Here is a 13039-nt window from a genome sequence, read left to right on the forward strand (position 1 = left end):
GCGCGATTAGCAGAGGCCGCGACAGCGAAAAGCCGTCGCGCCCTCTTCATCGATTCGCGCAGACGCCGACTACAACAGATACGCCTGCGCGACATTGATCAACTGCACGCGGTTGCGCACGTTGAACAGCTGCCGCAAGCGCCGCAGATGATAGTCGACGTTATGCGGCGACAGCCCGAGGAAATACGCGATTTCCTTGTCGCGCTGCCCCTGCACGACCGCCTTCAGCACCGCGTGCTGCAGCGTGCTCAGCGCGACGCGCTGCTGCTGCGCGGGCGCGATGCCGATCACGCTTTTCGCGTGCATCCAGATGAACTCATGAATCGAGTGCGCGAACATCAGCGTTTCCGCGACGATCGATTCGGTCATCCAGCGCGGGTTGCCGATCTCCGAATTGAAGCACAGGCTCGCGCTCAGCTCCGGCTCCGGCAGCGGCATCTGCGTGAGAATGCCGCTCTTGCGGTCGGTCGCCTCCAGCATGTCGATCAGCGCGCCGAGCCGCTCGCTGCGCAGCTGCGCGCGCGGCAGGTCGGCGCGCAGGTCGGCGGTATTCCACAGAAACGGCATGCCGGTCGGCGACGCGAGCGCGACGCGCGGGTCGAGCTCGAAATAGCGCTCGCGGAAATAGCGCGTGAGCCATGCCTGCGACTCGTAGCTCGTCAACACGAACATCGTCTTGTGATGCGAAGACGTGCGCGTGGCGGTATAGCTGAACGAGTCGAAGCCCAATTGCCTGATGCGCCGACGCACGAACTCCATGCGGTCCTGCGCGCTGCCGAACCGTCCGAGCGGACCGATCAGCGGCGCGGCCCGCCCCGCCGCGGGCGACGGCGTGCCGATTTCTTCCTCGGTGAACAGAGTCAGAAAGCCACTGCGACCCGCACCATTCGCGGCGCGGGGAGACATCTTCACTGCTTCAGCCGCGTGGGCTGATTGCGCGGCGTGCCGCGCGCCGGCCGGGTAAGCCGGTTGGGCGGATGCCGCTCTCGGGTGTGCTGCCGACGCGTGCCCGGCTTCGCCTTGCGGCGAGCCGGTCAGCCATTGCGGCAGCGTATCGCATTCATGTTCCATGAAACGGTAGCTCCGGCGTTCTAAACGCGTGAAAGACGACAACCTCAATGATTAGCGATTTCGTGAAAGGTCGGTAGCCGGTTCCTTGCTATCATTTTTGTGATCTTGCGCTGACAGTGGACCGGCAATACGGGTACGGCGGCGTTTCTCCTTCCATACGGCACCTCCTTCGAGGGGATGTGATGGCACGAATTCCCAAGCTCACGACGACGCTCGCCTACGACCGCTACATGGCCGGCCAGCGACTCGTGTCGAGCGTGGATCGCGAGTGGCGGCATCTGGTGCTGCGCTCGTATCTCGAGCCGGTGCGGCAAGACCTGCTCGAAGCGCCCGGTTTGCGCGACTTCACGCTGATGACGCTCGCGAGCGGCGCCGAGCATCTCGAACGCAACCTCGGCGGAGCTTGGGAAAGCGCCGATATGCGCGTGAACGACCTGTGGTTCGTGCCGCCCACGCCGATCTCGTGGCGCTGGCATTCGATCAGCGACGAGCCGTTGTCTACGTTGCACGTGCACATCGAGCGCGATTTGATCGACAGCGTCGCGCAACAGATGGGGCTCGACGCGTCGCGTGAACTGTCGCTCGGCGACGCGATGCGCTTCCACGATCCGCTGATCGCCGCGATGCTTGCCGCGCTGCATCGCGCCGCCCGCGATCCGGCCGATTCGCGTCTGTATGTCGATACGCTGGCTCACGCGCTCGCCGCGCACCTGCTGCAGCACTATTCGAGCGGCAACGATGCGCGGCGCGGCGGCGCGACGCGGCCCGAACGGCTGGTGCCGCGCCGGATTCGCCGAGTGACCGAGTACATCCGCACCAATCTCGCCGAAGATCTGGCGATCGCCGAACTGGCCGAGCAGGCCGGCCTAAGCAGTTTTCATTTTGCCAGGGTGTTTCGCCGCGAGACCGGGGAGACGCCGCATCAGTTCGTGACGCGCTTGCGGCTCGAGGAAGCGGCGAGGCTGCTGCGCGCCACGGATCGAACCGTGCTGCAAATCGCGCTCGAAGTTGGCTTCGAGAATGCCAGTCATTTCTCCGTGCAGTTCAAGCGTGGCTATGGTGCGACGCCGCTCGCCTACCGGCTGCGCGCTTGAGATGCACGCCGGCTGATGCTTGCCTGCGCACGCCGTAGCGGCTCGCCTTTCTACAGTCGGAATCACGCACTTGCGCAGTGTGCTTTGCATTGCGCGGCTTGCAAACTACGAACTTTCGTGGCGGCGCGCGGTGCAAACTGGCATGGCACGTGGAGCAAGGCTTCGCGGTTCGGCCGGCCGCCCGCGATCGGACGTGGTCTAACTGGACTGACCGCGGCGCCGACAACTGTATCTGTCGAAACCTTGCATCGGACGACAGAATCGAACCGCTTTTGAACCCCACATACCGGATAACGCGCCATGACCCGACTCAAGATGACCGCCTGCGGCCACGCCTTCATCGCCGAAACCCATCCCGATGCGCCGCAGACCGTGGCCGCGTTCCTGAAGCTGCTGCCGTACCGGCAGAAGCTGATCCATGTGCGCTGGAGCGGTGAGGGCTGCTGGGTGCCGCTCGGCGAATTCAAGCTCGAGAACGACGGCGTCGCGGTCGGCTTCGAGAATCACACGAGCCATCCATCGGTCGGCGACATCCTGTTCTATCCGGGCGGCTATAGCGAGACCGAGATCATCCTCGCATATGGTTCATGCTGCTTCGCGAGCAAGATGGGGCAACTCGCGGGCAATCATTTTCTGACGATCGTCGAAGGCAAGGAAAAACTGCGCGAGCTCGGCACGAAGGTGCTGTGGGAAGGCGCGCAGGAGGTGGTGTTCGAGAGGCTTTGAGCGAGCCGCATTTCCTTGCTGGGCACACGCGATGCTTGTTGGAAGAGCCGCGTGCGGTCAGGTACCGATCCGGCACCGACCACGCACGTGAGGCACTCGATACCGCTGGCCCGCCCGGCGAGGAGGAGCAAATGCGAGGCATAAATGACAAGGTCCGCGCTGTAGTTTTTGCCATGTCGATCGTGGTGCTTTCGGCTTGCGGCGGGGGCGGTGACGGCAGCGGCGGGTCGAGTAGCGGCGGCAGCACGGCGGCCGAGCCGGCTGGCGGCGTCATGCTGCAGGTCGTGACGTTCGGCGACAGCCTGTCGGACGTCGGGACTTATGCGCCGCTCGCGAGCGCGGTGGGAGGCGGGCGTTTCACGACCAACCCCGGCCAGGTGTGGGCCCAGGAGGTCGCGCAATACTACGGCGATACGCTCAGCGCCGCGTTCACGATCGATTTCACGCATAAGCTGAGTGCGCAGAGCGGCCTCGGTTACGCGGAAGGGGGCTCGACGGTGGCGACGCCGGCGAACCAGTACGACTATCTGAGCGACGTCATCGGCAACATCGAAATGCCTGTCAATCAGCAACTGTCGAGTTATCTGAGCGCTCACGGCAGCTTCAATGCCAATCAGCTCGTGCTCGTGTGGGTGGGCGCGAACGATGTGCTCCGCGCCGGCAACCTGCCCGCCGCGGCGCCGATCGTGCAGGCGGCGGCCACCACGCTCGCCCAGCTCGTCGGGCAGATCGTGCAGAACGGCGGCACGCATGTGGTGGTGATCAATCTGCCGAATATCGGGCTGTCGCCGAAGGGGCTCGCTTCGGCCGATGGTGGCGCGAATCTCACGCAGTTGTCGCAGCTTTTCAACGCCACGTTGAACGCCGCGTTGCAAACCGATGGGCTGCAGTCGAAGGTGATCGAGGTCGATTCGTACACGTGGACGAATCAGGTCATCGGAAGCTTTCAGGCGAACGGTTTTACCGTGTCGAATACGGGGCAGGCCTGCGATCCGAAGAAAACGCCCGATGACACCGCGCTGCTATGTTCGCCGGCAACCTACGTGAGCGCCAATGCGGATCAGACTTACATGTTCGCGGATGATTTGCATCCGACGACGCATATGCATGCGTTGTTTGCGCAGTTCGTCGAGCAGCAGATCGCGCATAGTGGGTTGGGGCGGTGAGGGGAGACTACGGCGGGGCGCGCTGTCGGCACCCCGCCCCTCAACCAGGCCGCGGTGCGCACCCCATCAGGTCATCACTTGAACAATTTCATCGCCTGCGTCAGCGTATTGATCACCCCCCAGGCAAGCGGAATCATCACATACACCCAGAACACCGCGAGCATCACCTTGTTGGTCGGATGTACGGTTTGAACGGTCGACATACGGATCTCCTCACGCGCCCTTGGCGACTTGTGCATCGGTCATGTGGTGCTTCTCATCCACACGCTTGACCAGCAGGTTGCAGATAAAGCCGATCACGAGCAGCACGGCCATGATGTGCACGGTCATCGTGTACGCGTCCGCTTTGGCGACACCGTTCGCGACTTCATATGCGCGGATGTAATTGACGAGCACCGGACCCGCTACACCCGCCGCCGCCCACGCGGTCAGGAGCCGTCCATGAATACCGCCGACGAACGCCGTACCGAACATGTCGGCGAGATAGGCCGGCACCGTCGCGAAGCCGCCGCCGTACATGGACAGGATGACGCAGTACGTCAGCACGAACAGCGCGATCTGTCGGTTCGCGGCAAAGCTGGGCACGAAGTAGTAGAGCACCGCGCCGAGCACGAAGAAGATGGCGTAGGTGTTCTTGCGACCGATCCAGTCCGATGCCGACGACCACACGAAACGTCCACCCATGTTGAACAGCGACAGCAATCCGACGAAGCCGGCCGCAGCCGACGCGGTCACGGTGTTCTTGAAGCTCTCCTGGATCATCACCGAGGCCTGGCCGAGAACGCCGATCCCGGCCGTCACGTTCAGGAACAGCACGAACCAGATCAGATAGAACTGCGGTGTTTTCAACGCCTGATCGATATGCACGTGGTTGCGCGAGATCAGCCGGTGCTGCGTGACTTCGGGCGGCGTCCAGCCGGCCGGCTTCCAGTCGGCGGGCGGCACGCGGATCGCGAGCGCGCCGATCGTCATCGAGATGAAGTAGACGATGCCGAGCACGACGAAGGTCTCCGCGACGCCCACGCTCGTTGCGCTATGAAAATGGTTCATCAGCGCGACCGACAACGGCGCCGCGATCATCGCGCCGCCACCGAAGCCCATAATCGCCATGCCGGTCGCCATGCCGCGGCGGTCCGGGAACCAGCGGATCAGCGTCGACACCGGCGACACATAACCGAGCCCCAGCCCGATCCCGCCGATCACGCCGTAACCGAGATATAGCAGCACGATCTGATGCAGATAGACGCCGAGCGCGGACACCAGGAACCCGCCGCCGAAACAGCATGCTGCCGTGAACATGGTGCGGCGCGGACCGACGTGTTCGAGCCATTTGCCCGCGAATGCCGCCGACAAACCGAGGAACACGATCGCGAGCGAAAAGATCCAGCCGAGCGAGGTCAGCGACCAGTCATCGGGCGCGGACTGCGTGATGCCGATCACTTTGGTCAGCGGTCCGTTGAATACCGAGAACGCATAGGCCTGACCGATGCACAGATGCACGGCGAGCGCCGCGGGGGGCACCATCCAGCGCGAAAAGCCGGGCTGTGCGACGGTGGCCTGTTTGGAAAAAAATGGGGCTGAGCCTCGTTGGCCGCCCGGCTCGCTGATGCTACTCATAAGTGGGTCTCCTTACAGTTGTTCTGTTTATCGGCGCTTCGTGCATATACCTTGAGGCGGCGGAGTGTAACTTGCACACGCCGTCGCGTCATCGCTATATGTACTTTCATTTCATATGACCTGGATCCACGTACCCAAAATCGCGCCTGGCTCGACAATAGGACGTGGACGATGGCTTCGCAATATGAATCGGGCGGACATAAGGTGTGAACCTAGTGAAACGTGGGTATTCTTCACGCGATCGTGCAAATCGTGGGACGCTCCGAGCGGGTTGCTTCGTTCTTCCGACTAGAGCCACTATGCAAAGTCAGCAATAAAGGAGACGCGCACGACGCGCGGCACAAAAAGAAACGGACCGGCGCGGCTTCTTCGCCGCGCCGGCCCGTCGTGTATCGACGGCGAGTTCCGCCGGTGTCACTCGATCTTGCGCCCGGTCTTCATGCGTGCTGCAACGAGTACCGAGATCAGACAGCCGATCGCCAGATACGCGGCCACCGGATGCCACGAGCCGCCCGCGAAGCTGACCAGCGCGACCGCGATGAACGGCGTGAATCCGCCGCCGACCACGCTCGCCACCTGATAGCCGACACCCGCGCCGCTATAGCGGTACTCGGTGCCGAACAGCTCGGTGAACATCGGCTGCTGGACGCTGACGACCATGTCGTGCGCGATGTTGGCAAGCATCACCGCGAACACGACGATCCATACTGTCGAACGCGCTTCGAGCGCGAGGAAGAACGGCACCGCGCTGAACACGCCGACCAGCGCGCCGATCATATAGATGCGACGGCGGCCGAAGCGATCCGCGAGCCAGGCGAAGCACGGAATCGTCACGCAGCTGAGCGCGCCGACGACGAAGCCGATCGTCAGGAAAAACTCGCGCGGCATGTGCAGGTTCGTGGTCGAGTAGCTCAGTGCGAACGCGGTCACGATGTACATCGTGAACAACTCGGCGAGCCGCAGCGCGATGATCAGCAGGAAGGCTTTCGGATGGCGCAGCAGCGCTTCGACGATCGGCAGGCGCACACGGCGCTCGCCATGCTGGCCGACTTTCTCGACGAACTCCTGAGATTCCTCCATGCTCGAGCGGATCCACAGCGCGATCAGCACCAGTACGACGCTGAACAGAAACGGCAGACGCCAGCCCCAGTTGAGGAACGCGGCGTTGTCCATCGAGCGGCTGATCAGCGCGACGAGTCCCGTCGACAGCACGAGCCCGACGCCGTAGCCGACCTGCACGCCGCTACTGTAGAAGGCCTTCTTTTTCTCGGGCGCGCTTTCGACGGCCATCAACGCCGCGCCGCCCCATTCGCCGCCGACCGCAAAGCCCTGGATTGCGCGCAGCGTGACGAGCAGCACCGGCGCCAACCAGCCGATCGTCGAGAACGCCGGCAGCAGACCGATCGCGGCCGTCGACAGACCCATCATCATCACGGTGAGCACGAGCATGCGCTTGCGTCCGAGCCGGTCGCCGTAATGGCCGAACACGAAGCCGCCGAGCGGCCGGAATAGAAAGCCGACGCCGAAGGTCGCGAACGCGGCAAGCGTGCCCATCGCCGGGCCGACGTTCGGGAAGAACTCGGCGTTGAACACGAGCGCGGCGACGATGCCGTACAACAGGAAGTCGTACCAGTCGACCACGGCGCCGATAAAGCTGCCGAGCGCGGCCTTGCGAGCCCGACTGCGCGCATTGCGGTGAGTGGCCACTGTGGCCTGCGGGTGGGTGGTGCTCATCGAGTCTCCTTCAATGTGATATGTGCTTTAATCGATCGCGCCGCCCGGGCAAGGCTTTCGACGCGATCGATCCGCGCAGGGAATGTCCGGAAGGTTAATGACGCGATCCGGAATTCACAATCCGCGTGATGGAGAAAATGCGCGATCATCGCTCGCGACCGCGCGAATAGCGCGCGTTTTGCGTGTTTACACCGAGCGCCACGGAGAACCGTCGCGGGGAATCAGGTGGGCGAACCCACGCAGCGCGCGGCGTGCTAACGTGAAAGTAATCTTAAAAACAACAGTCATTGATATACTACATACCGAATATTGAAAAATGCGGCGTTGCAGCATATGATTGAGGGATCAATCTTCTCAATCATCCGGAGTTACACGTGGGATTCGTGCCTCTTGCGCTGTTCGCCATGGCCGTCGTTGGGTTGGGCTGTGCCGCCACCGTTCTGCTGACCGACTGGATTCCCGAATCGGTCGCTGCACCTGCATCGCAACATGGCCGCTTCGTGGGTCTGGGCGAGCAGCGCGGCAAAACGGCGGCGCCGAATCGCGCGCGTGTTCAAGCAGAGGCGATGAATGTCGTCAGAACTTCCAACTGAAACAGTGGCCACCCCGTTGACCCTGTCGTTGCAGCCAATCGGCGCGAGTGCGAGCTTGCGCGATCAGGCCTATGCGATGCTGCGTCAGGCAATCGCCGACGCGGATATCTACCAGAATCGCGAAGAAATCCGTCTCGACGAGCGCGTGCTCAGCGAATCGCTCGGCGTGAGCCGCACGCCGGTGCGCGAAGCGATGACGCTGCTCGAGCAGGAAGGCTTCCTGCGCATGGTGCCGCGGCGTGGCATCTACATCGTGCGCAAGAGCAAACGCGAAATCGTCGAGATGATCCAGATGTGGGCCGCGCTCGAAAGCATGGCCGCGCGGCTCGCCACGCTGCATGCGACCGACGAGGAAATCGGCCGCTTGCGCCATATGTTCGACAATTTCCGCGACACGACGCCGGCCGAGCATATCGCCGAGTATTCGGACGCGAACATCGCGTTTCATCAGGCGATCGTCGAGCTGTCGAAGTCGCAGATCATTCTCGACACGATCAAGAACATCTTCATCCATGTGCGCGCGATCCGGCGCATGACCATCTCGCAGAGCGACCGGGCCGCGCGCTCTATCGTCGATCATCTGCGCATCATCGAGGCGCTCGAAAAGCGCGATACCGAACTCGCCGAGCGGCTCACGCGCCAGCATTCGCTCGATCTCGCGGCGTTCGTCGAAGCCAATTGCGATTTCCTCGATTGATGGCGGCGTAGACGCTGCCTGGCTGCTGATGGCGAAAAGCCCGCGTGTGCAAGCACCGCGGGCTTTTTTGCGTGCGCGCACTTCGAGCGATGCGCAGGTCGCGCGGCGGCGAACGGCAAACAAAACGGGGTCGCCGCCGCGCTGCGGGATAAACCTTGCTTGACGGTCCCGAAAATATGGTATGTGATATATCAACAATGACCGGTGGAACGCACGACCTGGTGTTTTCCCTTGAAATGACTGCCGCAGAGCCTTGTAGATTCGGCGCAAAGCTGCGGCTGGCAAGCTCGAGCAGCACAAACTTCGCGCCGTCTATGTCTCGAAATTGGCCTTGAAGGAATGTGATATATCACATACGGTATCTTCGAAGCCGTGAGACGTCGGTGCAACCGGACGTATATCGAAGCGGACGCGTCCGTCGATAACCGTTGCACATCCGATTGATGAGGAGATGACCATGTCTGCAGTTGTTTCATCCCTGAGTCCGGCCACGGCCACCACGACCGCCGACGACACGCTCAAGCAGAAGACCCGCGACGCGGGCGTCGTGTCGGGCGGCCATCTGGTCGCAAAGGCGCTGAAAAACGAGGGGGTCGACACGATCTTCACGCTGTGCGGCGGCCACATCATCGATATCTACGACGGCTGCGTCGACGAAGGCATCCGCATCATCGACGTGCGCCACGAGCAGGTCGCCGCGCACGCGGCCGACGGCTACGCGCGCCAGACCGGCAAGCTCGGCTGCGTGGTGACGACCGCCGGCCCCGGCTGCACGAACGCGGTGACCGGCATCGCGACCGCGTTCCGCTCGGAAAGCCCGATCCTGCACATCGGCGGGCAGGGCGCGCTGACGCAGCACAAGATGGGCTCGCTGCAGGACCTGCCGCACGTCGACATCATGGCGCCGATCACGAAGTTCGCCGCGAGCGTGTCGAGCACCGAGCGCATCGCGGACATGATCTCGATGGCCGCGCGCGAATGCTTCAACGGCGCGCCCGGTCCCGCCTACCTGGAAATTCCGCGCGACGTGCTCGACCGCGAAGTCGACGTGTCGCGCGCGATCGTGCCGCGGCCGGGCCGCTATCGCGCGTCGACGAAATCGATCGGTGACCCGCGCGACATCGAGAAACTGGCGGACATTCTCGTCGATGCGGAACGCCCCGCGATTCTGTACGGCCAGCAGGTGTGGACCGCGCGCGGTCACGAGGAAGCGATCGCGCTGCTGCGCGGCATCGAGATTCCCGGCTATTTCAATGGCGCGAGCCGCGGGCTGCTGCCGCCGGGCGATCCGCATCATTTCGATCGCACGCGTTCGCAGGCGTTTGCGAATGCCGACGTGCTGATCGTGGTCGGCACGCCGTTCGATTTCCGCATGGGTTACGGCCGACGCATCAGCAAGGAATTGACGCTGGTGCAGATCGATATGGACTATCGAACCGTCGGCAAGAATCGCGATATCGATCTGGGTCTGGTCGGCGATCCGGGCGCGATTCTCGCCGCGGTGCTGCAGGCCGCGAGCGGTCGTATCAAGGACGACAAGCGTCAGGCGCGCCGCAAATGGATGGCGCAGTTGCGCGACGCCGAAGCGAGCGCAACCGAAAAACTGATGCCGCTGTTCCGCTCGAACAGCACGCCGATTCATCCGTATCGCGTCGCGTACGAACTCAACGAATTCCTGTCCGACGACACCGTCTATATCGGCGACGGCGGCGACGTCGTGACGATCTCCGCGCAAGCGGTGCGCCCGCGCCGCCCCGGTCAGTGGATGGACCCCGGCGCGCTCGGCTCGCTTGGCGTCGGCACCGGCTTCGCGCTCGCGGCGAAGCTCGCGCACCCGCACAAGGAAGTGCTCTGCTATTACGGCGACGGCTCGTTCGGCATGACCGCGTTCGACATGGAAACCGCGAACCGCTTCGGCGCACCGTATCTCGCGGTGATCGGCAACAACTCGGCGATGAACCAGATCCGCTACGGCCAGCTTGCCAAATACGGCGAAGAACGCGGCAACGTCGGCAATCTGCTCGGCGACGTGCCGTTCAGCAAATTCGCCGAAATGCTCGGCGGCTATGGCGAGGAAGTGCGCGATCCCGCGCAGATCGCGAGCGCGCTACAGCGTGCGCGCGAAGCGATTCATCGCACCGGCCGCTCGGCGGTGGTCAACATCTGGGTCGACCCGCGCGAGTACGCACCGGGCACGAAGAACCAGACCATGTACAAATAACCCTCATCGTTCAGGAGATACGACATGGCCAAGGCACTCGACGGTGTGCGCATCCTCGATTTCACGCATGTGCAATCGGGGCCGACCTGCACGCAATTGCTCGCATGGTTCGGCGCGGACGTGATCAAGGTGGAACGGGCAGGCGCGGGCGACATCACGCGCGAGCAGCTGCGCGATATTCCCGACGTGGATAGCCTGTACTTCACGATGCTCAATCACAACAAGCGCTCGGTCACGATCGACACCAAGCATCCGGAAGGCAAGCAGGTGCTCGAAGCGCTGATCCAGAAATGCGACGTACTGGTCGAAAACTTCGCACCGGGCGCGCTCGACCGGATGGGCTTTACGTGGGAGCGGATTCAGGAATTGAATCCGCGCATGATCGTCGCCTCGGTGAAGGGCTTCGGTCCCGGTCCTTACGAGGACTGCAAAGTCTATGAAAACGTCGCGCAATGCGCGGGCGGCGCTGCGTCGACCACCGGCTTCGACGACGGGCCGCCGGTCGTGACCGGCGCGCAGATCGGCGACAGCGGCACGGGGCTGCATCTCGCGCTCGGCATCGTCACTGCGCTCTATCAACGCACGCATACCGGACGCGGCCAGCGCGTGCTCGCGGCCATGCAGGACGGCGTGCTCAATCTGTGCCGCGTCAAACTGCGAGACCAGCAGCGGCTCGACCGTACCGGCGTGATGAAGGAGTATCCGCAATATCCGAACGGCACGTTCGGCGAAGCGGTGCCGCGCGCGGGCAATGCGTCGGGCGGCGGCCAGCCGGGCTGGATTCTGAAATGCAAAGGGTGGGAGACCGACCCCAACGCCTATATCTACTTCATCACGCAGGCGCCCGTGTGGGCGAAGATCTGCAACGTGATCGGCAAGGAGGAGTGGGCCACGGACCCCGACTACGCGACGGCGCCCGCGCGCCTGCCGCGATTGAAGGAGATCTTCGCCGAAATCGAACGCTGGACGATGACGAAGACCAAGTTCGAGGCGATGCAGATCCTGAACGGATACGACATTCCGTGCGGCCCGATCCTGTCGATGAAGGAAATTGCCGCGGAGCCGTCGCTGCGCAAAACCGGCACGATCGTCGAAGTCGATCATCCGAAGCGCGGCAAGTATCTGACAGTGGGCAATCCGATCAAGCTGTCCGACAGCCCGACCGACGTCAAACGCTCGCCGCTGCTTGGCGAACATACCGATGAAGTGATGGCCGAGCTCGGTTATTCGGCCGAGCAGATCACGGCGCTGCGCACGGCGGGCGCAATCTAGGAGCGAGGCATGCAGACGTGGATGCGGTTCATGTCGGGCGATGGCGGCATCGTGTTCGGCCGTGTCGAAGGCGCCTATCTGCACGAGTACGAAAGTCTCGCGCAGCCGGTGCCGACCGGCGCGGTACTGTCGCTGCGCGCATTGACGCCGTTGGCGCCGTGCGCGCCCGGCAAGATCGTCGCGCTGTGGAATAACTATCGCGCGCTCGCGGCGAAGCTCGACAAACCCGTGCCCACGCATCCGCTGTTTCTGCTGAAGCCGGCGGCGTCGGTGATCGGCGCGGGCGAGCCGATCCGCCGGCCGCGTCACTACGCGGGCAAGATCGTCTACGAAGGCGAACTCGGCATCGTGATCGGCCAGCGTTGCCGCGACGTGGATGCGCAACAGGCAGAGGCGGCGATCTTCGGCTACACGCTCGTCAACGACGTCACCGCCGCCGATCTGCTTAACGAGAATCCGCATTTTCCGCAGTGGTGTCGCGCGAAGAGCTTCGATACCTTCTGTTGCCTGGGTCCGGCCATCGTCTCCGGTTTCGACTGGCGGGCGGCGCGCCTCCTGACCACGCTCGACGGCGCCGAGCGTCAGAACTATCCGCTCGCCGATATGGTCTTTTCGCCGGCCGAGCAGGTGAGTCTGATATCGCAGGATCTGACGCTCGAACCCGGCGACGTGATTGCGTGCGGCACCTCGGTGGGCGTGGGGTCGATCAAGGACGGTGCAACGGTCTCAATTACGATCGATGGGATAGGCACGCTGACCAATACCTTGAGCGCGGCGCAGCGCGACGAGCCACGGCGATCGGGCGATACCGCGAACGTCGGTTGACGAGGGCCGGACCTCGCGGCTCT

At 63.2% G+C, this 13039-nt stretch carries 12 protein-coding genes; 8 read left to right on the forward strand and 4 right to left on the reverse strand.

Going from position 1 to position 13039, the window contains the following annotated elements; all coding sequences use genetic code 11:
• Window positions 1-69 precede the first annotated feature (69 nt).
• Window positions 70-1071 (reverse strand): autoinducer binding domain-containing protein, encoded by a 1002-nt coding sequence (locus tag OKW39_RS38805; protein ID WP_429565063.1) that lies wholly within the window; start codon window positions 1069-1071, stop codon window positions 70-72.
• Window positions 1072-1253: 182 nt separating this feature from the next.
• Between OKW39_RS38805 and OKW39_RS38810 the strand changes: the two genes are divergently transcribed.
• The 3 genes from OKW39_RS38810 (at window position 1254) to OKW39_RS38820 (ending at window position 4057) form a co-directional block, all read left to right on the forward strand.
• Window positions 1254-2165, forward strand: a complete 912-nt coding sequence (locus OKW39_RS38810; RefSeq protein WP_429334259.1) for a helix-turn-helix domain-containing protein — start codon at window positions 1254-1256, stop codon at window positions 2163-2165.
• Window positions 2166-2465: 300 nt separating this feature from the next.
• Window positions 2466-2891: a DUF3830 family protein gene (locus tag OKW39_RS38815; RefSeq protein WP_018424716.1), complete on the forward strand. Its 426-nt coding sequence runs from the start codon at window positions 2466-2468 to the stop codon at window positions 2889-2891.
• A 131-nt stretch (window positions 2892-3022) separates the two neighbouring features.
• Entirely contained in the window at window positions 3023-4057 is a 1035-nt protein-coding gene (locus OKW39_RS38820) for an SGNH/GDSL hydrolase family protein (RefSeq protein ID WP_429565064.1), read from the forward strand.
• A 74-nt stretch (window positions 4058-4131) separates the two neighbouring features.
• Here OKW39_RS38820 and OKW39_RS38825 read toward each other — a convergent pair whose 3' ends face one another.
• The 3 genes from OKW39_RS38825 to shiA form a co-directional block, all read right to left on the reverse strand.
• Window positions 4132-4260 (reverse strand): MFS transporter small subunit, encoded by a 129-nt coding sequence (locus OKW39_RS38825; RefSeq protein WP_090809263.1) that lies wholly within the window; start codon window positions 4258-4260, stop codon window positions 4132-4134.
• Between the two features lie 10 nt (window positions 4261-4270).
• On the reverse strand, window positions 4271-5674 hold the full coding sequence (locus OKW39_RS38830; protein WP_429565065.1) for an L-lactate MFS transporter: 1404 nt from the start codon (window positions 5672-5674) through the stop codon (window positions 4271-4273).
• 414 nt (window positions 5675-6088) lie between these two features.
• Window positions 6089-7408: a shikimate transporter gene (gene shiA, locus OKW39_RS38835; RefSeq protein ID WP_429565066.1), complete on the reverse strand. Its 1320-nt coding sequence runs from the start codon at window positions 7406-7408 to the stop codon at window positions 6089-6091.
• Window positions 7409-7782: 374 nt separating this feature from the next.
• On the opposite strand from shiA, the gene OKW39_RS38840 reads away from it, so the two are divergent.
• From OKW39_RS38840 to OKW39_RS38860, 5 genes are all read left to right on the forward strand, one after another.
• Window positions 7783-8001: a hypothetical protein gene (locus OKW39_RS38840; RefSeq protein WP_429565067.1), complete on the forward strand. Its 219-nt coding sequence runs from the start codon at window positions 7783-7785 to the stop codon at window positions 7999-8001.
• Window positions 7979-8698 carry a GntR family transcriptional regulator gene (locus OKW39_RS38845; protein WP_013091210.1) on the forward strand — a complete coding sequence of 240 codons (720 nt, stop codon included), beginning with the start codon at window positions 7979-7981 and terminating at the stop codon, window positions 8696-8698. Before OKW39_RS38840 ends, OKW39_RS38845 begins: the two co-directional genes overlap by 23 nt.
• 457 nt (window positions 8699-9155) lie before the next feature.
• Window positions 9156-10919: a thiamine pyrophosphate-binding protein gene (locus tag OKW39_RS38850; RefSeq protein WP_090809273.1), complete on the forward strand. Its 1764-nt coding sequence runs from the start codon at window positions 9156-9158 to the stop codon at window positions 10917-10919.
• A gap of 24 nt (window positions 10920-10943) precedes the next feature.
• Window positions 10944-12191 carry a formyl-CoA transferase gene (gene frc, locus OKW39_RS38855; protein WP_090809275.1) on the forward strand — a complete coding sequence of 416 codons (1248 nt, stop codon included), beginning with the start codon at window positions 10944-10946 and terminating at the stop codon, window positions 12189-12191.
• Window positions 12192-12200: 9 nt separating this feature from the next.
• Entirely contained in the window at window positions 12201-13016 is an 816-nt protein-coding gene (locus OKW39_RS38860; protein ID WP_429334256.1) for a fumarylacetoacetate hydrolase family protein, read from the forward strand.
• Window positions 13017-13039: the final 23 nt, after the last annotated feature.

Origin of the sequence: Paraburkholderia sp. MM6662-R1 (assembly GCF_050436245.1) — a bacterium.
Taxonomy (GTDB): Bacteria; Pseudomonadota; Gammaproteobacteria; order Burkholderiales; family Burkholderiaceae; genus Paraburkholderia; species Paraburkholderia tuberum.